The sequence below is a fragment of the Actinocrinis sp. genome (genome assembly GCF_035946395.1).
GTDB lineage: Bacteria > Actinomycetota > Actinomycetes > Streptomycetales > Catenulisporaceae > Actinocrinis.
Window position 1 is genome coordinate 1 of sequence record NZ_DASYZI010000457.1, and the last position, 21,883, is coordinate 21,883.

Consider the following 21,883-nt stretch of genomic DNA (forward strand, 5'->3'; position numbering starts at 1 on the left):
GTTGACGGCCATCGCGGAGACGATCGAGAGGATGAACCAGCCGACGGTGTCGTCGACCACCCCGGTGGCGAGGGTCAGCTGGCCGACGTTGCGGTGGATCAGGTTCATGTCGGACAGCGTCTTCGCGATGACCGGCAGGGCGCTGACGCACATGGCCACGCCGAGGAACAGCGCGAAGGTCCCGCGGGTGGTCGAGCCGGGCAGTAGCGAGTGCGGCGCGTAGTAGCCGGCCAGTACGCCGAAGGCCAGCGGGATCAGCAGCCCGGCCATCCCGATCCGCAGCGCGGTGCCGCCGCGGCGGCGCACCATGCGCAGGTCCATCTCCATGCCGGTCACGCCGACTAGCAGCAGCACGCCGACCTGGCCGACCGCGTCCAGCAGGTGGTACTGCGCGGGGTCCTGGGGCAGCAGCCAGTGGGAGAGCGAGGGCCAGGCGTGGCCGAGCAGGCTTGGGCCGAACAGCACGCCGGCAGAAAGCTCACCGACGACGGCCGGCATGCCGAAGCGCGCGGCCGTCTTGCCTAGAAGCAGCGCCGCCAGTACCAGCAGGCCCACCTGTAGCAGGAAGACCAGCAGCGAGTGCGCGGGGAGCGGGGCGGGTGGCGTCGCTTGCGCGGCGGCTGCCTGCCATGACATGCGGACCTCCGGACGGATCGTGGTATACGACGCCATGTCACGCGTCACCACGTCGACGCGAGGCCATAGGGCGGCGTTCTATCAGCGTCGTACCCTGACGAGCCGCCGCCTTCTCACATCGTGCCGCTTCGTTACCGACGGGCACGAATTCTCGTCGCGGGGCGTTACGAATAGGTGTCCGGACCTCGAATATGAAGGCTGACTGAGGACGGCACGCACGGAGAAGCCCGGCCGTCGCCGTGCGACGGACACTCGATCACGAGATCTGACGGCTTATCGGGAAAACTGCACACTTCCACGAAGGTGACAATCGGCTCAACAAATTGAAACGCGCGGTGGATGGCCCAGGCCCCTGGCCGCGCAAACCGCCCGAAGGGCAATGACGCACCTGGCGCGGCGCAAACCCGCCGCCGCGATTTCCGGCTGCCCTTGGTGACAAGAACAGCAGGGACGAAGAAGCGCTCCTGTCGATCGCGCCCTGATACTGCGCGCGAGAGGCTCAAGCCCGGCTATACGTATGCCAAAAAGACGTGTGCCGTGCATGGCTCCAAATCGACAGCGCAATTCCGAGGAGGTAAGCGCATTGAGCTCGATAGTCACGTCTCCACAAGCGCTCCAACCCCGCCCGACCTCGCTGTTCGTCAACGGCTACTTCCCCCGCCGCCGGTGGATCATCACCGGCATCGGGGTGCTGGCCGGCCTGCTGCTCGCCTACGTCTGGTACGCCAAGCTGACCGATGACGACATCGGCTTCAACAGCGCCAACGCGATGCTCGGCCGCGACGCCAACAACACCGCGATCGGCGGCATCGGCTCCGGCATCCTGTTCGCCTTCGTCGCGGGCCTGGCCGGCTCGTTCACCGCGTGCAACATCGCGGTGTTCGGCGCGGTCGGCCCGCTGCTCGGCGAGGGATCGAAGTCGCGCACCAGCCGCTTCAAGGAGACCCTCAAGCCGCTGGGCTGGATGGCCGTCGGCATGATCCCGGTCTCCGCGATCTACGGCGGGCTCGTCGGCATCATGGGCACCCGTATGCCGCAGTTCTCCACCGCCGTCTACCCGCACGGCAGCGTCTCCCCGCGCGCGCTCCAGACCATGATCGTCTTCGGTGGCGAGGGTCTGATCATGATCGCGTGCGGGCTCGCGGCCCTCGGCCTGATCCCCGACTTCCTCGCCGGGGTCTCGAAGCGCTTCCCCAACGCCCCGCTCGTCCTGATGGGCGCGCTGGTCGGCGGCTTCCTGATCGGGCGGCCCTACCCGCTGTTCCGGGACCTGTTCCGGCACGCGGCGAACGAGCACAACATCCTGTACGGCGCGGGCGCGTTCGTTCTTCAGTCGATCGGCAACATGCTCATCATGGCGATACTGTTCATCGTCCTGTCGTACGCGATCGGCGGACGTGTACAGCGGTGGACGACGGAGAAGCCGTCGCGTGCCACGGTGTTGACCGCCTCGGCGCTCATCATCGCCGGCGCGTACTTCGTCGCCTACTGGAACTTGCGCCAGTTGGATCACTTGGGCTACCTCTGGTTCCCGACAGCGCCATGGAACTCTTGACCCAGAACAACCAGTGACGCTGTGGTACCGCGGGAGTCGCCAGGCCTTCGGTACCACAGCGCAAACGAGATCTGAGAAAGGCGGGCATCGTCGTGACAACGATCCAGGAGGCCCCGGTCCTCACAGTCACCCCGATGCCGCGGCCGGACGCGGCGACGGCCTCCGCCCGTCGGCGGCCGTCGCTGCGGGAGAACGTCGAGAAGTGGCGCTCCGTGCGCGACGAGCTGGTCCGCGGCGACGACAAGGCGAGCGAGCGGCAGCACTCGAAGCGGAAGCTGACCGCCCGCGAGCGCATCGCCCTGCTGCTGGACGAGGGCTCCTTCACCGAGTTCGACATCTATCGGCGCACCCGGGCCGGGGGCTCGGACGCGCGCGAGCCGCGCGGTGACTCGGTGATCACCGGGTCCGGCACCGTGGACGGGCGCACCGTGTTCGTCTACGCGCAGGACTTCCGGGTCTTCGGCGGCTCGCTCGGCCGCGTGCACGCCGAGAAGATCCACAAGGTGATGGACCTGGCCATAGCCACCGGCTCGCCGCTGGTCTCGCTCAAGGACAGCGGCGGCGCGCGCATCCAGGAGGGTGTCGCCGCGCTGGCCGGCTACGGCGGCGTCTTCCAGCGCAACGTCCGGGCCTCCGGAGTGATCCCGCAGATCAGCGTGATCCTCGGCCCCTGCGCGGGCGGCGCGGCGTACTCGCCGGCGCTGACCGACTTCGTCTTCATGGTGCGTGAGACCTCGTACATGTACTTGACCGGCCCCGACGTGGTCAAGGAAGTCACCGGCGAGGAGGTCACGCACGAGATGCTCGGCGGCGCCGACATGCACGCGACGACCTCGGGCGTGGCCGGCTTCGTGTACGACGACGAGGAGACCTGCCTCGCGGAGGTGCGCTACCTGCTCTCGCTGCTGCCCTCCAACAACCGCGAGACGCCGCCGCGCTACGCGACCGAGGAGCAGCAGTCCGACGACCCCTGCACCGACCTGCTCGACCTCGTGCCGACCGAGCCGAACAAGCCCTATGACATCCGCGACGTGATTTCGCGGATCGTCGACACCGGCGACTTCCTGGAGGTCCACGAGTCGTGGGCCAGTAACGTGGTGTGCGCGCTGGCGCGCGTCGACGGGCACACGGTGGGCATCGTCGGCAACCAGCCGATGGTCAAGGCGGGCGTGCTGGACATCCACGCCTCGGAGAAGGCCGCGCGCTTCGTGCGCACCTGCGACGCGTTCAACATCCCGCTCATCTCGCTCGTCGACGTGCCGGGCTTCCTGCCCGGCGTCGAGCAGGAGTACGGCGGCATCATCCGGCACGGCGCGAAGCTGCTGTACGCGTACTGCGAGGCGACCGTGCCGCGCATCTCGGTGGTGCTGCGCAAGGCGTACGGCGGCGCGTACATCGTGATGGACTCGCGATCGATCGGCGCGGACGTGTCCCTGGCCTGGCCGGGCAACGAGATCGCCGTGATGGGCGCGCAGGGCGCGGTGAGCGTCATCCACCACCGGCAGCTCGCGGCCTCCGACGACCCGCCGGCGCTGCGCGCGCGGCTCGCCGAGGAGTACGCGGACGAGATGATGCACCCCTACTTCGCCGCGGAGCGCGGCCTGGTGGACGACGTCATCGACCCCTGCGACACGCGCCACGTGATCATCAAGGCCCTGGAGATGCTGCGGGGCAAGCAGGCCGAGGTCGTCGCGCGCAAGCACGGCAACCAGCCGACGTGAGATCGGCTGGCCCGAGATAGTCGACTTGGGGGCAGTTGGCTTGGGAACAGTTGGCTTGGGGACGGGGCGCGGGATGGGTGTCGGCGGCGCTGCGCATGCGGTTGGTGTGTGCGCCCGGCAATCCGTTCCGCGCACCTGCTAAGGGGCGTTTGAGCTGTGGGGTCGGATCAGGGCGCGGCGTCCGGTGTGTGCGATCGCAAGGTGGGGAGCTGTGCCCATACGGAGGGTTTGGGTACGGCCCGACAATGCGGCGAGCGTGCGTGGTAGGCGTTGCGACCCCGGCCCTACAGTTCAAACACCCCCAAGGACGGGCACGGCTTCGTGTCGGCGCCCGTGTCCCCCTTGGGCGCGCTGCCTCAGGCGGTTGTCAGCGCTCCTTCGCGGCCCGCATCGAAGCGGTGGCCGTCTCGACGTCGTCTCCGGCCCCGATCAGCAGGCTGCGAACCTGCCAGCCGAACAGCGATTCGGCGGTGTAGGGCGCGATCAGGTAGTCGCCGAGCTCCAGGGTGACCAGGCCGTGCAGCGCGACCCACATCTGGTTGGCCACCGCCCGCGGGTCGCCGGGCCAGAACCGGCCCGTCTCCATACATCGGGCCACCGCGTGCGCGACGGGCTCCAGGGCGTACCGGCCGTACTGCCGGTCCTCCTCGTTGAGTGCGAAACCGCCGAGTGTGGAGCCGCCGAACATGACCGAGTACAGATGCCGGTTCTCCAGCGCGTTGTCGCGGTAAGCGATGCCCAGCGCAGCCACGTCCGCCACCGGGTCCGCGGTCTGAACCACCTCGATCATCCGCTCGTTCAGCCGTCGGAAGCCCTCGTGGACCATCGCGCGCACGAGGTCGTCCATCCCGCCGAAGTGGGTGTAGACCGCCATCGTGGAGGTTCCGGCGGCGGCCGCGAGGCGGCGGGTGGACAGTGCGTTGGGGCCCTCCTCGGTCAGCAGCCGGGCGGCCGCCTCCATCAACGTCGCGCCGAGGTCTGGGTCTGCTTGGCGTGGGCTCACTTGCAACATCATGACAGGCCAGGCGTGAACCGAAAATACAACGATGTTATGCAATGTTGAATGAAAAGTTCTGCGACGATCGGCCGGGACCGCGAGCCGCCCCCGGCCGGGTCCCCTGTGGTAGGTTGGGAAACGCGACTCAGTCGCGCCCGCGGCGCCGCGATGGTTGTTCTCCGGAGTCGGCCGCGACGGCACTGTAATCCACCAGCGGAAACAGATGACGTCTTCCCCACGACAATCGAGGATGCACTGATGACTACTGACTCGCCGTCGAGCTCGAACGTCTACGCAACCGGCGGCACGCGGGAGCGTATCGAGAACGGCTTGGCCGAAGCCGGCCTGAATCTCGACGAGCTGACCGCCGACCAGCTCTCGCCCATCGAGCACTTCCACGTCAGCGGGCCGCTCGCGACGATGGCGCTGATCGACCCGCTGAACATCAAGGCCGAGGACCGGGTGCTCGACGCGGGCACCGGCATCGGCGGCACCGCGCGCTACGTGGCCAACAAGTTCGGCGCCCACGTCACCGCGGTCGACCTGACCGCCGAGTACGTCGCCGCCGCGCAGTGGCTCAACGAGCTGGTCGGGCTGGACGAGCTGATCGACGTCAGCGAGGCGGACGTCACCGACCTGCCGTTCGAGGACGGCAGCTTCGACCTCGTCGTCAGCCAGCACGTGCAGATGAACATCGCCGACAAGGCGAAGCTGTACGCGGAGACGGCCCGCGTGCTGGCCCCGGGCGGGCGGCTGGCGATCTGGGACGTGGTGGCCGGTTCGGTCGAGCCGCTGCTCTTCCCGGTGCCCTGGGCGAACAACCCCGAGGAGAGCCACCTGGCGGGCGTCGACGAGCTGCGCGAGATCCTGGAGGCCGCGGGCTTCGAGGTCGACGTCTGGAACGACCAGACCAAGAGCAACGCCGAGTTCATGCGCGCCCTGCTCGCCGCTCCGCCCAGCCCGCTCGGCCTGCACCTGTTCGTGCCGAACGTGACCGAGAAGATCGTGAGCGTGGTCGAGAGCCTGGAGCAGGACCGGGCCCGGCTCATCCAGGCCGTACTCGTCAAGCGCTGATACACCCGGCGCCCGAATCGGTGCGGCGCCGGATCCGACGGGGCCGCTGATTCATCGCGGCGCCCGATTCATCACGGCGTCCGATCGAGCGCGGCCCCTGATTCGACACGGTGCGCCATTCGACACGGTGCCCCCGCCGCCGTCGCAGCCCGACGGCGGCGGGGGCACCGTTTTGTCCGCGGTTGGGACACGAACCGCTCACGATCCGAGATGAAATCTGGCTGCGTACTTTCAAAAGCCCTGATCCGGCCCTACTTTCTAAGTACGGCTCACGGCCTAAGGGGACGAATGTACCCGGCAGCAGCGCTACTGCCAGGTGCTGACCCATGCCTGATTCGCCCACGGCTACCACAGCAGTGCAGTTCGTGACGATCGACTGGGAGCAGGCTCTTGCGAAGCGACATCGAACGCGTCGTCACGTTCATGTACGAGCATTACAGCGAACCGGTCTCGCTCGCGGACATGGCCGACGTCGCCCGGCTCAGCCAGTTCCACTTCTCCCGCACCTTCCTGACCGCCACCGGGGTGTCGCCCGGCAGGTTCCTCAGCGCCATCCGGGTGCACATGGCCAAGGGGCTGCTGCTGACGACGGCGCAGACCGTCACGGACATCTCCTACATGGTCGGCTACAACAGCCTCGGCACATTCACGACCCGCTTCACCAGGAGCGTCGGGATCACGCCCGTCCAGTACCGCCGCGCGTCGGGAGCCGTGAGCGGCATCCCGTGCGTCAGCCGGACCGCCAAGAGCGGCCCGGAGCCGTCGTTCGACTGGATCGACGGCTGCGGGGTGATGTGGTTCCCGCATCCGGCCGCCGGCTCGATCGACGGCCGGGTCTCGGTCCCGCAGGGGACCCGGATCCCCCGCATCTACCTCGGCGTCTTCGACGGCGCCATCGCCCAGGGCCCGATGATGGTCGGCGCCGTGCTCGAAGACTCGCCGGCCTTCAGGCTGCCGTGCGTGCCGGAGGGGGAGTGGCACGTGATGGCCGTGGGCTGTGTCGTGCCGCAGCCGCGTCCGCTGGTCGACACCGGCCCCGTCTGGATGGTCGCGAGCCACGGGCCGGTCAAGGTCATCGACGGCGAGGCGCTCGACGTGCGGCTGAGGATGCACAGCCCGCGCTCGATCGACCCGCCGATCCTGCTCGCGCTGCCGGACCTGGAACCGTATGCCAGCCCCCGGACAATCAGGTCACTGGCATAGTTCGCAGTCCCGGGCGAAGTGGGCAAGGGAGAAGTTGTCGCGGGCAGGCCCGCCGATGACGATTGCAGCGACGAATGGTCCCCAGTTGCCCCCGGAACCCGATCTCGGCCGGCGGTTTTCCACAGCCGCCGCGGCCGAACCGCGACTCGACGGACAGGCAACGCACGTCACCGCATCGAGGGAGTTGATCTGCTTGTCCACAGCGACCGTTTCGGCGGACAACGAGGCCGTGGCCGCCATCAGCGCGCCCACCGTTGTCAGCGGCACATTCACGCTCTACATGACGAAGTCGTATGTCATCCAGGCGCTGGCCCAGGACATCATCATCACGCCGGCGAACCCGTGGGCCCACTCGACCTCGGGGGACACGACCGCCACGACGTGGCAGATCACCGGCGGTGACTTCGACCTGCGCGCCGGCACGGGCGAACTGCACCTCGACGGCGGCATCATCATCACCCACCTGAAGTCCGGCCAGAGCATGGTGCTGATGAACATGCGGTTCAACCTGGCCACGCACACCATCGACTACGACTGGAAGACCCCGGACGGCGACGCCCCGGTCCCCGGGCTCGACGCGGGCTCCGGGCAGGGCGGGGTCTGGGGCAGCTCCGGCTCGTACACCGCGGCCGAGGTGTTCGTGAACAAGGACTCCGGTGCGTTCATGAACGACTTCCTCAAGAGCACCGCGTTCGTCGACGAGGGCCTTTTCGGCGCCATCGCGACGAAGTTCGAGCTGAAGGAGGCGGCGCCGACCGAGGGCGTCGTCGAGTGGGGCAAGAAGTAAGTCCTAGCGCGTCGCGGCTCGCCGCAGCCGCCCTCTTCACCGGTGTCCGGGCCGAGCGCCGACGGGTTCCCTCCCGCCGGTGCTCGGCCCGATTCGCAGTGCGGGGACGTCCCGTGCGCCGGCATCCGGTGTGCAGATCGGGAAACGCGGCCGTCATCGGGCGGAAAGCACCGCGCCGTCGGTGAAGTGGGCAAGTAGGAAGATGTGGCGGCACGACTCGGTCACGATGATGAAGTGGTTGCCGCTTGCCACCAATGCCTGATCTCGGCAGACGGTCATGACGTGCATGTCAACCATATAAATCCAACATGTAGGCGCGAGACATAGTCAAATCACCGATGTGCCAGTGGTCGGTCCCACCGCAGGTCGTCGAGGGTTCCGGCGTGAGCCGGATGTTCAGTGCCTACTGAAACGCGTCGATGATTCCTCCGCTGGTGCAGTTGTCTGATGCCCTGGCGCCACAGGACGTGCGGTCTCAGGGTGCGCCCTTACGTCGCTAAGCCGGGGTTGGCTCACGATTTCTCTTCGGCTCTGGTCGTAACGAATTCTGGAAAGGCTACGGGTATGGACACGATCATCAAGCCCCTGATCACCCCGGCGGAACTCGACGCCAAGATCAAGCAGAACGAGGATCTCGTCGTCATCGACACTCGCACGCCGGAGGAGTACGCCGCCGGTCATCTGCCGGGCGCGGTCAACCTGCGTGAGATCTTCAGCTTCCTGGCCACCTCGACGCCCGACGGGATTCAGCACCTGCAGAAGACCTTCACCGACCTGTTCGGCTCGGTCGGCGTGAGCGGCGACGAGACGGTGGTCATCTACGAGGACGCCATGAACACCGGCTACGGCCAGTCCTGCCGCGGCTGGTTCCTGCTGCGCTACCTCGGCCACGAGCGGGTGCAGATCCTGCACGGCGGCCTTCAGGCGTGGAAGGCCGCTGGCCTGGAGATCTCGGACGCGCCGGTGACCCCGGTCGCCAAGCCGTTCGCGCCCGAGGTCAACAGCTCGCTGATGCTCACCTGGCAGGACATGCTCGGCGCGCTGGAGCACGACGAGATCGTCAAGCTCGACGTGCGCGACGCCGACGAGTGGACCGGCGAGAGCTCCTCGCCATATGGGAAGGATTTCGCGCCGCGCAAGGGCCGCATCCCGGGCGCCGTGTGGATCGAGTGGTACAAGCTGATGCGCGCGGACAGCGAGATCCCGATGTTCCTGGAGCCCGAGCAGATCAAGCAGGTCTGCGCCGAGGCCGGCATCACCGCGGACTCCGAGATCTACCTGTACTGCTTCAAGGGCGCCCGCGCGTCGAACACGATGGTCGCCCTGCACGAGGCCGGCATCAACAACGTCCGGCTGTACTTCGGCTCGTGGAACGAGTGGTCGCGCGACCCGTCCCTGCCGATCGACGAGGGGCTGATCGACGCTCTCGTCGGAGCTTCCTCGTGACCAGAGTGTCGTGACATCCTCGATGTCCACGCTCAGCGCCGCAGTCGTGGCCGATCGCGCGACGACCAACGCCGACCGACCGACGGGCAGCACCCCGCTGCTGCCCGTCGTCGGGTCGAGCCTCTCCGTCCCGCTGGTGACAGGGGACGCCGTACGTTATGTGAACCTCGACTACGCCGCCACCGCTCCCGCCCTGGTCTCGGTCGCCGAGCGCGTGGCGCAGAACCTGACCTACTACTCCAGCGTGCACCGTGGCGCGGGCTGGCCGTCCGTCGTCAGCACCACGCTGTATGAGCAGTCGCGGGAAACCGTCGCCGAATTCGTCGGCGCCCGCCCGAACGACGTCGTGGTGTTCACCCGCAACACCACCGACTCTCTCAACCTGCTGGCGTCGGTGGTCCCGCAGGGCTGCCACGTCATCCACCTTGATGCCGAACACCACGGCAACCTGCTGTCCTGGGAGCGCTGCGACCACACAGTGGTGGCCGTTCGCAGGGATCTGAAGGCGACACTGGCCGCGCTGGAGGCGGCGCTTGCCGCGGCGTCGCTGAGGGGCGCGCGTGAGCCCGTGCCGGCGATGGTGGCCGTCACCGGTGCCAGCAACGTCACGGGTGAAGCCCTGGCCCTGGCCGAGATCGTCGCGCTGGCCAAGGCGCACGGCGCGCGCGTCGCCGTGGACGGCGCCCAGCTCGTGCCGCACCGCCGGGTCGACATGACCGCGCTGGACATCGACTACCTCGCCTTCTCCGGGCACAAGCTCTACGCGCCGTACGGGACCGGAGCCCTGATCGGGCGGCGGGACTGGCTCGACGCGGGGGCGCCGTACCTGCGCGGCGGCGGCGCCGTGCACGAGGTGGACCGGTCCGGGACGGACTGGGCCGAGGCACCCGCCCGGCACGAGGGCGGCACGCCCAACCTGCTCGGGGCGATCGCCATCGCCGCGGCCTGCGAGGCGCTGGCGGCGCTGCCGGAAGGCAGCCTGCAAGCGCACGAGCACGTCCTGCGCAGCCGGCTCGAAGCCGGTCTGGCCACCCTGCCCGATGTCAGGATGCTGCGCATCTGGCCGGAGGACGACGTCGATCGCGTCGCGGTCGTGGGGTTCACCGTCCAGGGCCGTGATCCACAGCGGGTCGCCACCTGGCTCTCGGCCGAACACGGGATCGGCGTGCGGCACGGACGGTTCTGCGCCCACCAGCTGGTGTCCGTGCTCGCTCCGCTGGAGGGCGTGGCGGGGATCCCCAGCATCGGCCCGACGACCACGGCCTCCGCGAACGTTCCGCAGGCGCTGCGGGCCAGCCTGGGCGTGGGCTCGACCATATTCGACGTCGACCGGTTGGTCGCGGCGCTGCGTCAGCTCTCTGTCAGCGGCGAGTTCTGGAACTACGCCAAGAAGGACGGTCAGTGGGTGCCGTCGCCGGATCCGCGTTCGTGGGGACCGGCGGGGGAGTACCGCGACTTCGTCGGTCCCTGCCGGACGTGACGCAATCGTTTGCGACCCTGTCGAAGGGTACGCGGATGGCCCCAGTGCCTCGGCGCCGGGGCCATCCGCGTTCTGCGGGAATGTCCGTGTTCTGCGGGTCAGGCGGGAACCGGCTGGGCCGCCAGCCGGTATTGCGTGCCGCTGCTGCCCTGTACCCACGCGTTCGGCAGCGCGGCGGCGAGCGCGTGCTGCGCGACCCAGCCGGTGCAGTGCCCCGGCACGATCAGGTCGGGCGCGAACTCGGTCAGCGCGGCGACGGTCGGTGGGATGATCGGCTCGAACAGGATGCCGCCGAGATGCAGCCCGCCGATCAGCGCGTGCAGCCGCGGTATGCCGGTCAGCCGCATCGCGTGCCGGACGATGTTGACCGCGCCGGCGTGACCGCAGCCGGTCAGTACGACCAGACCCTGCCCCCGGACGTGCACCACGAGCGCCTGGTCGTCGTGGATCAGCGGGTCGGGCGCCCATCGCGACCCGTCCCATGCCTCGTGGATCGGGAAGCCGCGCTCGAACTCGGTGGTCCGGTCGACCTCCCCGGTGATCAGCACCGAGCCGCCGAGCAGCAGCGAGGGCCGCCGGCGCTCGATGACGTCGAAGCCCTCGCCGAGCAGCGCCTTCTTGCTGATCGTCGGCAGTTCGGTCTCCCGCCCGGGGATCTGGAGCCGGCGCCGGGACCACGCGTCCGGGTGCAGGACGAGCGGGAGGGAGCTCACCGAGCGCTTGCCGGCCAGCCCGGCCAGGCCGCCCGCGTGGTCGAAGTGTCCGTGGCTGAGCACGACGGCCTGCACTTCGCGCGGGTCGACGCCGAGCCGCTCGGCGTTGACGACCATGGCGTCCGGCGAGAGCCCGGTGTCGAACAGCAGCCGTGTCGTGGTGTCGCCGCGCCGCACGGTGACCAGCGCGGAGAAGCCGTGCTCCGCTCGCAGCCCCACCGTCGTGCTGCCGCCCTCGAACTGGGCCGCGTCGGCCACCCCCGCCTTGAATCCGGCCCGGCGGATCCGCTCGGAGTCGTCCATCAGCAGGGCGTCGAAGACGTTGTCCACGAGCGTGGTGACGACGACCTCGTCCACCGGCTCAAGCGCGATCGGGTCGACGGCCGCTCCCGGCGCCGGCCGCGGCGTGGACGCCAGCGCCTCGGCGGAGGTACCCGATGTCTCGCACATTCGATTTCCCCTCGGGGCGTAGCCGGCGGTCCTCACGCGTTCCCGGCGCTTGACGACTCTTCGGACCCGGGCGGGGCTTTGTGCGCGACTGTGGGCTCGTCCGCCGCTGCGCGTCGGCCGACCCCGCGCCGCGGCCCCGGCCGAGTCCGAAGAGCGTTTGAATGACAGCGCCACCCTATCCGCGTAGGCCGTCAGGCGTCTTATCGGCGCGTGCCGTCAGGGCTCGGGCGCGACAGCGACTAAGAACCTTGACGCGTCAGGCAAGTGACCGTGAGTCGTGTCAACGACGGACGAACGTCAAGTTAATCTCGTAAAAAACCCTGAAGATCTTTATTCAGGGTTCTTGTTACCTGCCCGGCGCATGTGGACGATACGGGAGCGATGGTCGACAGGCACCACCGCAAGAGACTCTTGCTGCTGGAGTGTCAATGATCGGGTGGAAATCGAGAATAGTGATGATGGCGGGGGCCGGTGTCGCAGCCCTCGTCATCGGCACGGTGGGGAGCACGGCCGCGCAGGCCGGGCTGCACCCCGCGACCGGCGTCGGATCCTGCACGCTGAAGGGATGGAACCCCAGCACGGACCCCAAGGACGCCAAGGATCTGCCGGAGGGCTCGCGTCCGCAGTCCTACGCGCCGGACAACTTCGACTGCAACGGCGCCACGTTCGCCGCTCCGGGCGTCGAGTTCAGCAAGTTCCCGCAGCCCAGCAACTTCAAGGTCAGCGACCTGGACACCCAACGCCAGGTGAAGAGCTGCTCGTCGGGCAAGTGCAGCACGCAGATGCTGCCGATCAAGCAGGCGGTCCAGGCGGTCAACCCACTGTCGCCGTACTTCCCGCCGTTCCAGCACTTCGTGGTCATCTACCGGGAGAACCACACCTTCGACGACTATCTCGGCGACTGCGCCACCACGGTGGCCGCCGGATGCAACGGCACGGTCGAGAGCACGAACCACATCAGCTCCGTGCCGAACCTGCACACGCTGGCCAAGACCTACGGGCTCGACGACTCCTACAGCACGGGCACCCAGCCACCGAGCGGTCCTAACCACTGGTGGCTGTTCTCCGGGCAGTCCGCGTCCAGCTCGCAGCAGCAGGCCTACCCCTCGGGCGGCACGCAGTTCGACCGCTTCCTGAACGGCGACAACGGCCCGACGGACGAGGGCACCAACGCGTGCACCGCGCCGACGGGCACGTCGAGCGGTAGCAGCCCGTACACGTTCCTCATGAACGGCGACTTCTACTGGATGCTCTCCAGCGGCAGCGGCTACTGGAAGAACCCGGCGGACGGCAAGCTCGAAGTGCTGCCGCCCAACCGTCCGGGCACGAACATCCCGGAAGAACTGCACTACAACGAGTACACCTGCCTCAACCAGAGCCTCTCCGACACCACCATCGGTGGCGACTTCCTCAGCGACGTCAGCACCAACGGTCTGCCGGCCTACAGCTACGTCGAGCTGTTCAACGACCACCCCGGCACATACCAGGACATCCCGACGAACGACTCCGAGACGAACACGATCGTCAACTCGCTGATGAGCAACTCGGCGTACAAGGACAACACGCTGATCATCGTCACCGAGGACGACACCCAGAACGGCAACAACGGCCCGGACCACGTCAGCAACACCTACCGGGTGCCGCTGCTCGTGATCGGCTCGCCGACGTACGTCAAGCAGCACTACCTGAGCCACGTCGCGTACACCACGAGCAACGTGATCGCGGCGATGGAGCGCACGATGCAGAACGTGCACTCGGGCATCATCGACCCCAACGACAACATCGGCCTGACGACCTTCCCGATGACCACCGCGGACCAGTCGGCTCTCGGCGACCCGCTGGAGGACTTCTGGGTCCAGGGCTCCACGCCGCTGTCGGCCTCGGCGACCGGTTCGCCGGGCACGGGCAACGCTCCGCTGGCCGTGAACTTCACCGGCTCGGCCACCGGCGGCACGGCTCCGTACTCGTACAGCTGGAACTTCGGTGACGGTTCGGCGGCGAGCACGACGCAGAACCCGAGCCACACCTACAGCGCCGCCGGGACCTACACGGCGACCCTGACGGTGACGGACAGCTCCTCGCCGGCGAAGACCGCCACGTCGCAGGTCACCACGACGGTCAGCGCGGTCGGCAACCCGCTGGCGGCCTCGGCCTCCGCCGTGCCGACCTCCGGCCAGATCCCGCTGACCGTCGCGTTCACCGGTACCGCCACCGGTGGCACCCCGGCGTACTCGTACAGCTGGAACTTCGGTGACGGTTCGGCGGTCAGCACCGCGCAGAACCCAAGCCACACCTACAGCACCGTCGGTACGTTCACCGCCACGCTGACGGTCACGGACAGCTCCTCGCCCGCCAAGACCGCCAGCTCGACCGTCACGGTCACGGCCGATCCGATCGCCGCGACGACGCCCGGCCCGCCCAACGGCCTGACCGCGACCGCCGGCACCGGGCAGGTCTCGTTGAGCTGGTCGGCCCCGACCAGCGACGGCGGTGAGAGCATCACCTCGTACAACGTGTACCGCGGCACCTCAAGCGGCACCGAGACGAAGCTGACCTCCGGCGGATGCAGCGGCCTCGGCGCGGTGCTCTCCTGCACGGACACCGGTCTGACCGCCGGTCAGACGTACTACTACAAGGTCACCGCGGTGAACGGCATCGGCGAGGGACAGCCGGGCAACGAGGCGTCCGCGACGCCGCCGAGCTCCACCTGCCCGTCGTCGCAGCTGCTCGGCAACCCCGGCTTCGAGACCGGCACCGCCTCGCCGTGGTCGGCCTCGTCCGGAGTGATCAACAACTCGACGTCCGAGCCGCCGCACTCCGGCAGCTGGGACGCGTGGCTCGACGGCTACGGCACCACGCACACCGACACGCTGTCGCAGGCTGTCACCCTGCCGACCGGGTGCACCAACTACAACTTCAGTTTCTGGCTGCACATCGACACGGCCGAGACCTCGACGACGACCGCCTACGACACCCTCAAGGTGCAGGTGCTCAACAGCTCCGGCACGGTGCTGAGCACGCTGGTCACGTACTCCAACCTCAACCACATCACCGGATACGCCCAGCACAGCTTCAGCCTGGCGCCTTACGCCGGGCAGAAGGTCACGCTGAAGTTCACCGGCGCGGAGGACTTCGAGTACCAGACCTCGTTCGTCCTCGACGACACGGCGGTCAACGTCAGCTGATGCCAGTGTGAGTTGATGTCGGCGTGAGCTGATGTCAATGTGAGCAGGCGGCCGGCCGGGTGGATCACACCCGGCCGGCCGCTTCGCGTTCTTCGGGTCTCACTCGGCGCGGCGCGCCAGCACCAGCTCGTTCAGCTTGGCGAGGTCGAGCAGGTCGGGCAGGACGAGGTGAGCGCCGGCGGCGTACAGCTCGTCCATGCTGCTGAAACCGGTGGCGACGCCCACGGCGAGCGCGCCGTTGTCCAGCGCGCCCTTCACATCGTGCGGCGTGTCCCCGATGACCACGGCGTTCTCGGGCCCGAACCCGTGCTCGTACTTGCCCTCGGCCAGCTCGATGGCCAGGCGCACCAGCACCGCGCGGTCGTCGGCGACATCGCCGTAGCCGCCGACTTCGAGGTCGACGAGGCCCTCCAGGCCGAAGGCCGCCAGCTTGGTCGCTGCGATGCCGGGGAGGTTGCCGGTGACGACCGACTGCACGGTGCCGTCCTGCGCCAGCGCGGTCAGCGCCTCCCGGGCGCCGGGCAGGGCCCGGCCGCGCTCGCGCATCCGGCCTTCGAGCGAGCGCGTCGCCTCGACCAGCGCGGCGTGGAAGGCCTCGACGCGGTGGTCCGGCTCGACGCCGTTGAGCTCCAGCGTCTCCCGGGTGATCGCCCGCTCGGTGCGGCCGGCCATGTCCGCGAGGTGCACCAGAGGCCGGCCGACGACGCGCTCGAACGCCAGCTCGTAGATCTCCCGGCTGACGCCGGCGGTGCTCACCAGGGTGTGGTCGATGTCCCAGAGGACCAGCAGCGGCAGCGTGGTAGGCATGCGGAGAATCTTCGCACGGCCAGGGGCGTTCGAGCTGTGGGCCGGATCAAGGCGCGGCGTGTGGCGCGTGCGATCGTCAGGCGGCGGGTTGTGCCCATGCTGGGGCTTGGATACGGCCCGACAACGCGGCGAGCATGCGTGGCAGGCGCCGCGCCTTGGTCCGACCCACAACTCGAACACCCCAGGTGTCCCGCGCCGGAAGTCCGGCGGATGAGAAATCGGTCATCCGCGCCTGGTCGGCAAGGCGCCGCAGCGCCCTCGAACTCGGTTGTTTGAGGGCGCCGCTGTATGAGGCACTGCGACAATGCGGCCGGGCGGACTGTGTTTGATCAACCGCGTGGGGCCGATTTCTGCGGCGGACTTCCAGCGCACGCGATACCAGGGGCCGCGTGCCGGTCAGCCCACGGCGAAGACGACGGTGACGGTCACCGAGATCTGCGCGGTACCGGCCTTGATCGGCACCGCGGCGGCCGAGGACGCGGCACCCGCCGCGTAAATGCTGCGGTAGTCGAGCGGGGTGGGCGAGTTCACCGTCTCGGTGACCTGGGTCGGCTTGCCGAGCGACTCGCCGGCGGCGCCGGCGTACTGCTGCGCCTTGGCCTTGGCGTCGGCGAACGCGGTGGTGCGCGCCTGGGTCATCAGGGAATTGTCGTGCTCGATGTCGAGCGAGACGCCGTCGATGCGGGTCGCGTTGCCGCCGGCGTCCGCCGCCGCGTTGATCGCCGATCCGGCCGTCTTCAGGTCGCGCAGCGTCGCGGTGAGCGACTCGGAGGCCGTGTAGCCGTTTATGCTCCCGCTCGACGAGTAGTTCGGCTGTACCTGCGCCCCCGAGGTCTTCAGGTCCGCGCTCGCCACACCCTTCGCGCCGAGGGCCGTGTCGACGGCGTTCATGCTGTTGTCGGCCGCGGAGAGCGCCGACGAGACGTCGCCGCGGGTCTGCGTCACCGTGAGGTCGAGGGTCAGCGTGTCCGGAGTGCCGTTGACCGTGCCGACGCCGGTGACCGTGATGCCGGGCATGGCGCCCGAGCTCTGGTCCGCGGCGGGCACGGCGTAGACGGTCTGCGGCGCGGCGGCCGGCCGGTTGGCCGCGCCGACGAGATAGGCGGCGGTGACGGCGGCCGCGGCGACGGCCAGTGTGCTCGCGGCGAGCGTGCGCCTGCCGAGGGTGATCGTTGTCGGCATCTGATGCTCCTGGAAAGGCGGATGGGTCGGCGCTTTGACGTACGCCGACCCATCCGGGTTCCAGTGCGAACTGGCTTGTGTGCCGCTGACGCGGCGGTTCAGCGGGGTACTGCTAGCGGCGCGGCATCATCTCCGTGCGCGCGGTCTCGGAGTCCAGCTCGCCGTGCCGCTCGGCCAGGCGCGAGGGCCACCAGTTCCAGCGGCCCAGCAGCACCACGGCCGAGGGCACCAGCAGCGAGCGCACCAGGAAGGTGTCCATCAGGATGCCGATCGTCAGGCCCCAGCCGATGTCGTGCGCCTGGACGCTGCCCTGCTTGGCGCCGACCACCGCGAACACGGCGAAGGTGCCGGCCAGCACCAGGCCCGCGGAGGTGATGGTGGTGCCGGTGGCGCCGACGGACTTGACCACGGCTCGGCCGAGCGGCAGGTCGTGCGCCTCCTCCCGGATCCGGGCCATCATCAGGATGTTGTAATCCTCGCCCAGCGCCATCATGAACAGGAACAAGAAGAAGGGCACGATGAACGACACGCCGTCCTCGTGGCCGATCTTCGTGAACACGATCACCGCGGCGCCGAGCGCGGCCAGGTAGGAGAGCGCCACCGACGCGATCAGGTACAGCGGCGCGATCAGGCTGCGCATCACCAGGGCGAGCAGGATGCCGATGATCAGGATCGCGATCGGGACGACGGTCTTCAGGTCGTTGTTCGAGATGCTGCTCACGTCGTAGAAGCCGCCGGCCAGGCCGGCGACGCCGTTGCCGGTCGCGCCGATGGTCTGCGCAGCCTTTGCGGCGTCGTCACGGATGGCCGGGACCGCCAGCCGCGCGGGCGTCGAGTTCGCGTCGCCCGCGGCGAGCGTCACGTTGTAGATCACGGTCTTGCCGTCGGCGCTGATGAAGAGCGCCGTGGAGCGGTACAGCTGGTACTCGTTCGCCGGGACCGGGCCGAGGGTGGCCGGATCGGGGTTGGCGGGCAGCGCGCCCGGCGCGCCGAAGTGCTGGTACAGCTGGGTGAACTGCTGCGCGGTGATCGCGTGGTCGTTCGGCGCGAGCGGGCCGCTGACGTGGGTGAACTCGGTGGTGTCGGACTGGAGCGCCGTCTGCGCCGCGGCCAGCACGTCCGGGTTCTGCCACGCCGACTGCGGCAGCTGGAAGACGATCAGTGTCGGGGTGCTGGACAGGTGCGGGTAGTACTGCGCGACCAGCGCGTCGCCCGCCGCCGCGTCGCTGTTGGCGGGAGCCGCGGTGTCGCCGCCGAAGCCGGCCGCCGAGTAGCCGAGCGAGGCGGCCGCCATCCCGCCGAACACCAGCAGTCCCAGGATCAGGGTCGCCACCGGCTTCTGGACGATCGTGCCGGCCAGCCGTCCCCACATCCCGGGCCGCCGGTCCGCCGCCGCGATCGGCTTGGGCTTGGACGGCCAGAACACCACGCGGCCGAAGATCGCCAGGACCGCCGGCGTCAGGGTGAGCCCGGCGATCAGCATCATGCCGACGCCGATGGCCAGCGGCTCTGCCATGTTCGAGTAGATGCCGAAGGTCGCGGCCAGCAGGGTGAGCAGCGCGGCGATGACGGTCGCGGCGGAGAAGGTGATCGACTCGCCGACCCGCTCGACCGACCGCACGACGGCTTCCTTCGGGGACAGGCCGTTGCGCATCTCCTCGCGCATCCGGAAGATCAGGAACAGCCCGTAGTCGGTGCCCGCGCCCAGGATCAGCACGATCAGCAGCAGCTGTGCCAGCACGGAGACCTGGAGGCCGTGGTGGGCCGCCTCCGCGACGATCGGCCCCGACGCGCCGACCACGAGGACCGCCGGCAGCAGGGTGAGCAGCGGCGCGAGCATCGAGCGGAACACCACGACGAGCAGCGCGACGATCAGCAGGATCGTGAACAGCTCGATCTTGTTGCTCGTGTTGGAGTTGGTGTTCGCCACGCCGTCCGCGGCCGTGCCGGAGACGTGCGCCTGTAGCCCGCTCGGCAGATTCGCCTGCGTGATCGTGGTGCCGATGTCGCTGAGGATCCCGTCGGTCTCGCTCTGGTTCTGCGCGGCGCGGTTGTTCGGGATGTACAGGTTCACCAGATCCGCCTGGCCGCCGGACGAGAGGCCCGCGTCCTTGACGCCCAGGACGTTGTGGACGGCCGCGAAGGACTTCTCAAGCCCGGTGATCGCGGTCAGGTCCGAGGCGCTCAGCGCGCTGCCGTCCTTGGTGGCGACGACCACCGGCACGATGACCTGCCTGGTGTTCACCACCGGCGACGCCATCTGAGCGGCGACGACGCTCGGGGAGTTGTCCGGCAGGAAGCTCGTGGCGTCGTTCTGCACCACGCTGCCGAGCGAGGGCAGCGTCTTGATGCTGACGATCGTACCGATCACCCATATGGCCACTACCAGCCAGCGGAATCGGACCGAGAACCGGCCGATGCCTGCGAACACGCGACTCACGTCGAAGATCTCCTCCCGTGCGGGTGGACCATGCTGGCCCACCTACCGTCTCCACCTTGTCGAGCGTTCGGCGGCGCGTCGTCTTCCCAGCGCAGGCGACTTGCGTACTACAGGCGCAGTACGGCCCGTTCGCCGGTGCTTCAGCTGGATGATGGCCGGATCGGCCGATCAGTGCGTACCGTTAGAGGGTGGCCGTACTCGTTGGATACGCAACTGTCGCCCGCCACCACCGGCGCACGATCGACGTCATGATGGCCGCGGGGCTCTACCTCGCACTGCTGTTCGCGACGGTCGTGGCGCCGCTGGACTCGCGGTGGCGCGTGGACGCGCCGATCACCTACGCCGTGCTCGCCGCGGTCGCCTGCGGCGCGTCGGTCTTCCGGCGCGAGCAGCCGGTGGCGGTCGTGGGCGTCGCCGCCGGCGCGGTCACCGTCGGGCTGTTGTTCGGCGTCAACTGCCAGACGATGGCGGCGGCCTGCGTCGTGCCGCTGATCAACGTGTTCATGGTGGAGAACCGCATGACGGCCCTCACCGTCGGCGGGACGGCGGTGGTGGCGATCGCCTTGGCGGCCACGCTCGCCGAACTGGTGCGCCATATTCGCATCGAGTCCACTCCGCCGGGGCTCGGCATGCTGCTGCTCGGCGTGGCGTGCATGGCGATCGGTGAGGCCAGACGCAGTCGGCTCGACTTCGAAGCCGAGTACGAGGAACGGGTGCGCCGCGCCGAGCACGGCCGCGACGAGGAGGCCAGGCGGCGGGTCGCCGAGGAGCGGCTGCGCATCTCGCGCGACCTGCACGACATCGTGGCGCACCACATAGCGCTGATCACGGTGCAGGCGGGCGCCGCGATGCACATCATCGACCAGCAGCCGCAGAAGGCGCGCGAGGCGCTCGAAACGATCCACCGCGCGGGCGGCCAGGCGCTGACGGACCTGTACGACACGATCACCCTGCTGCGCTCGCCGCAGGACCCGGAGACGTCGGCCGAGCCGACCGCGGGCCTCGACCGGCTCGGCGGCCTGATCGAGACGTTCAAGGCGGCCGGGCTGCGGATCGAGACCTCGGTCGTGGGCATCCGGCGCGGTCTGCCGGCGCCGGTCGACGTCGCCGCGTACCGGGTCGTGCAGGAGTCGCTGACGAACGTGCGCAAGCACGCCGGTCCGGTCGGCACGCGCATCCAGCTCGACTACGGGGCCACGCAGCTCACGCTCACCGTGGAGAACGCCGCCGCGAACTCGCCGTACACGGCGGCGGCCGCGGTCGGCGCCAACGGCGCGTCCGGCTCGGGGCACGGGATCGTCGGCATGCGCGAGCGTGCCGCGGCGCTCGGCGGCGGCCTCGACGTGGGCCGGACGGTTCGCGGCGGGTTCCGGGTGACCGCGCGGTTCCCGCTGCCCGAGCCCGAGCCCGGCGCCGTGTACGAGGGCAGCGGCTTCGATTCCGCGGGGGCCGAGTCCGCCCCGTCCGATTCGGCGTGGCTCGACTCCGCACAGCTCGGCTCCGCCGCGGCAGCCGTGCGATGACGATCAGGGTGCTGCTCGCGGACGACCAGGCGCTGGTGCGGGCAGGCTTCAGCATGCTGATCGACTCCACCCCCGACATGGAGGTCGTCGGCGAGGCGGCCGACGGCGCCCAGGCGGTGAGCCTGGCCCGCTCGACCCGGGCCGACGTGGTGCTCATGGACATCCGGATGCCGAACCTGGACGGGGTGGCGGCCACCAGGATGATCACCGAGGACGACGACCTGGTCGGAGTGCGGGTCCTGATCCTGACCACCTTCGAGCGGGACGAGTACGTCTTCCGCGCGCTGCGCGCCGGGGCCAGCGGCTTCCTCGGCAAGAGCGTGGAGCCCGCGCGGCTGCTCGACGCGATCCGGGTGGTCGAGCGCGGCGACGCGTTGCTGTCCCCGACCGCGACCAGGACCCTGATCGCCCGCGCGCTGGCCGGCGGCGATCCGGACCAGCCGCCGCCGCTGCCGCCGGAGCGGCTGGCCGCGCTCACCGACCGCGAGCGCGAGCTGGTCGGCTACGTCGCGCAGGGCAGCTCGAACGACGAGATCGCCGAGCAGCTCGCGCTCAGCCCCCTGACGGTCAAGACGCACGTGAACCGGGCCATGGTCAAACTCGGCGCGCGCGACCGCGCGCAGCTGGTCGTCATCGCCTACCGCACGCGCCTCGTCGAGGTGCCGACCTGACAGGGTCTTGACG

17 protein-coding genes are annotated in these 21,883 nt (G+C 69.1%); 10 read left to right on the forward strand and 7 right to left on the reverse strand.

Translation table 11 applies throughout. The features are described 5' to 3' along the window. Nucleotides 1-636 (reverse strand): cation:proton antiporter (locus VGS97_RS28910; protein ID WP_326856855.1); only part of this gene is annotated, 636 nt, incomplete at its 3' end. 583 nt (nucleotides 637-1,219) lie between these two features. Here VGS97_RS28910 and VGS97_RS28915 point away from each other — a divergent pair. Together VGS97_RS28915 and VGS97_RS28920 are read left to right on the forward strand one after the other, a co-directional pair. Beyond that, nucleotides 1,220-2,191 carry a hypothetical protein gene (locus VGS97_RS28915; protein WP_326856856.1) on the forward strand — a complete coding sequence of 324 codons (972 nt, stop codon included), beginning with the start codon at nucleotides 1,220-1,222 and terminating at the stop codon, nucleotides 2,189-2,191. 134 nt (nucleotides 2,192-2,325) lie between these two features. After that, nucleotides 2,326-3,912 (forward strand): acyl-CoA carboxylase subunit beta, encoded by a 1,587-nt coding sequence (locus VGS97_RS28920; protein WP_349262310.1) that lies wholly within the window; start codon nucleotides 2,326-2,328, stop codon nucleotides 3,910-3,912. 367 nt (nucleotides 3,913-4,279) lie between these two features. On the opposite strand, the gene VGS97_RS28925 is transcribed toward VGS97_RS28920, so the two are convergent. After that, complete coding sequence (locus VGS97_RS28925; protein ID WP_349262309.1) at nucleotides 4,280-4,915, reverse strand: TetR/AcrR family transcriptional regulator; 636 nt, start codon at nucleotides 4,913-4,915, stop codon at nucleotides 4,280-4,282. A gap of 252 nt (nucleotides 4,916-5,167) precedes the next feature. On the opposite strand from VGS97_RS28925, the gene VGS97_RS28930 reads away from it, so the two are divergent. From VGS97_RS28930 to VGS97_RS28940, 3 genes are all read left to right on the forward strand, one after another. Beyond that, the gene (locus tag VGS97_RS28930; protein ID WP_326856859.1) at nucleotides 5,168-5,983 is read left to right on the forward strand and encodes a class I SAM-dependent methyltransferase; all 816 of its coding nucleotides are present in this window, start codon (nucleotides 5,168-5,170) and stop codon (nucleotides 5,981-5,983) included. A 390-nt stretch (nucleotides 5,984-6,373) separates the two neighbouring features. Continuing rightward, nucleotides 6,374-7,186, forward strand: a complete 813-nt coding sequence (locus VGS97_RS28935) for an AraC family transcriptional regulator (RefSeq protein WP_326856860.1) — start codon at nucleotides 6,374-6,376, stop codon at nucleotides 7,184-7,186. 193 nt (nucleotides 7,187-7,379) lie between these two features. Then, on the forward strand, nucleotides 7,380-7,973 hold the full coding sequence (locus VGS97_RS28940) for a hypothetical protein (protein ID WP_326856861.1): 594 nt from the start codon (nucleotides 7,380-7,382) through the stop codon (nucleotides 7,971-7,973). Nucleotides 7,974-8,126: 153 nt separating this feature from the next. Here VGS97_RS28940 and VGS97_RS28945 read toward each other — a convergent pair whose 3' ends face one another. Further along, the gene (locus VGS97_RS28945; RefSeq protein ID WP_326856862.1) at nucleotides 8,127-8,261 is read right to left on the reverse strand and encodes a hypothetical protein; all 135 of its coding nucleotides are present in this window, start codon (nucleotides 8,259-8,261) and stop codon (nucleotides 8,127-8,129) included. A gap of 276 nt (nucleotides 8,262-8,537) precedes the next feature. Between VGS97_RS28945 and VGS97_RS28950 the strand changes: the two genes are divergently transcribed. Together VGS97_RS28950 and VGS97_RS28955 are read left to right on the forward strand one after the other, a co-directional pair. Beyond that, entirely contained in the window at nucleotides 8,538-9,419 is an 882-nt protein-coding gene (locus tag VGS97_RS28950) for a sulfurtransferase (RefSeq protein ID WP_326856863.1), read from the forward strand. Between the two features lie 22 nt (nucleotides 9,420-9,441). Continuing rightward, a complete protein-coding gene (locus VGS97_RS28955; protein WP_326856864.1) occupies nucleotides 9,442-10,899 on the forward strand; it encodes an aminotransferase class V-fold PLP-dependent enzyme in 1,458 nt (485 codons plus the stop codon). 98 nt (nucleotides 10,900-10,997) lie between these two features. Here the strand turns inward: VGS97_RS28955 and VGS97_RS28960 are convergent, their stop codons facing one another. Beyond that, on the reverse strand, nucleotides 10,998-12,062 hold the full coding sequence (locus tag VGS97_RS28960; protein ID WP_326856865.1) for an MBL fold metallo-hydrolase: 1,065 nt from the start codon (nucleotides 12,060-12,062) through the stop codon (nucleotides 10,998-11,000). Between the two features lie 458 nt (nucleotides 12,063-12,520). Between VGS97_RS28960 and VGS97_RS28965 the strand changes: the two genes are divergently transcribed. Beyond that, nucleotides 12,521-15,247: a PKD domain-containing protein gene (locus VGS97_RS28965; protein WP_326856866.1), complete on the forward strand. Its 2,727-nt coding sequence runs from the start codon at nucleotides 12,521-12,523 to the stop codon at nucleotides 15,245-15,247. A 99-nt stretch (nucleotides 15,248-15,346) separates the two neighbouring features. Here the strand turns inward: VGS97_RS28965 and VGS97_RS28970 are convergent, their stop codons facing one another. From VGS97_RS28970 to VGS97_RS28980, 3 genes are all read right to left on the reverse strand, one after another. After that, nucleotides 15,347-16,054, reverse strand: a complete 708-nt coding sequence (locus VGS97_RS28970) for an HAD family hydrolase (RefSeq protein WP_326856867.1) — start codon at nucleotides 16,052-16,054, stop codon at nucleotides 15,347-15,349. Between the two features lie 396 nt (nucleotides 16,055-16,450). Beyond that, nucleotides 16,451-17,236 carry an SIMPL domain-containing protein gene (locus VGS97_RS28975; RefSeq protein ID WP_326856868.1) on the reverse strand — a complete coding sequence of 262 codons (786 nt, stop codon included), beginning with the start codon at nucleotides 17,234-17,236 and terminating at the stop codon, nucleotides 16,451-16,453. Nucleotides 17,237-17,348: 112 nt separating this feature from the next. Continuing rightward, nucleotides 17,349-19,676 carry an MMPL family transporter gene (locus VGS97_RS28980; RefSeq protein ID WP_326856869.1) on the reverse strand — a complete coding sequence of 776 codons (2,328 nt, stop codon included), beginning with the start codon at nucleotides 19,674-19,676 and terminating at the stop codon, nucleotides 17,349-17,351. Nucleotides 19,677-19,864: 188 nt separating this feature from the next. Between VGS97_RS28980 and VGS97_RS28985 the strand changes: the two genes are divergently transcribed. Both VGS97_RS28985 and VGS97_RS28990 read left to right on the forward strand, forming a co-directional pair. Further along, on the forward strand, nucleotides 19,865-21,199 hold the full coding sequence (locus tag VGS97_RS28985) for a sensor histidine kinase (RefSeq protein WP_326856870.1): 1,335 nt from the start codon (nucleotides 19,865-19,867) through the stop codon (nucleotides 21,197-21,199). Beyond that, complete coding sequence (locus VGS97_RS28990; RefSeq protein ID WP_326856871.1) at nucleotides 21,196-21,870, forward strand: response regulator transcription factor; 675 nt, start codon at nucleotides 21,196-21,198, stop codon at nucleotides 21,868-21,870. Before VGS97_RS28985 ends, VGS97_RS28990 begins: the two co-directional genes overlap by 4 nt. The last annotated feature ends 13 nt before the right edge of the window (nucleotides 21,871-21,883 follow it).

Coding starts and splice junctions, on each gene's coding strand:
- VGS97_RS28920 (WP_349262310.1), top strand. CDS start 2,326: ATGCCGCGGCCGGACGCGGCGACGGCCTCCGCCCGTCGGCGGCCGTCG.
- VGS97_RS28930 (WP_326856859.1), top strand. CDS start 5,168: ATGACTACTGACTCGCCGTCGAGCTCGAACGTCTACGCAACCGGCGGC.
- VGS97_RS28945 (WP_326856862.1), bottom strand. CDS start 8,261: ATGCACGTCATGACCGTCTGCCGAGATCAGGCATTGGTGGCAAGCGGC.
- VGS97_RS28950 (WP_326856863.1), top strand. CDS start 8,538: ATGGACACGATCATCAAGCCCCTGATCACCCCGGCGGAACTCGACGCC.
- VGS97_RS28955 (WP_326856864.1), top strand. CDS start 9,442: ATGTCCACGCTCAGCGCCGCAGTCGTGGCCGATCGCGCGACGACCAAC.
- VGS97_RS28960 (WP_326856865.1), bottom strand. CDS start 12,062: ATGTGCGAGACATCGGGTACCTCCGCCGAGGCGCTGGCGTCCACGCCG.
- VGS97_RS28965 (WP_326856866.1), top strand. CDS start 12,521: ATGGCGGGGGCCGGTGTCGCAGCCCTCGTCATCGGCACGGTGGGGAGC.
- VGS97_RS28970 (WP_326856867.1), bottom strand. CDS start 16,054: ATGCCTACCACGCTGCCGCTGCTGGTCCTCTGGGACATCGACCACACC.
- VGS97_RS28975 (WP_326856868.1), bottom strand. CDS start 17,236: ATGCCGACAACGATCACCCTCGGCAGGCGCACGCTCGCCGCGAGCACA.
- VGS97_RS28990 (WP_326856871.1), top strand. CDS start 21,196: ATGACGATCAGGGTGCTGCTCGCGGACGACCAGGCGCTGGTGCGGGCA.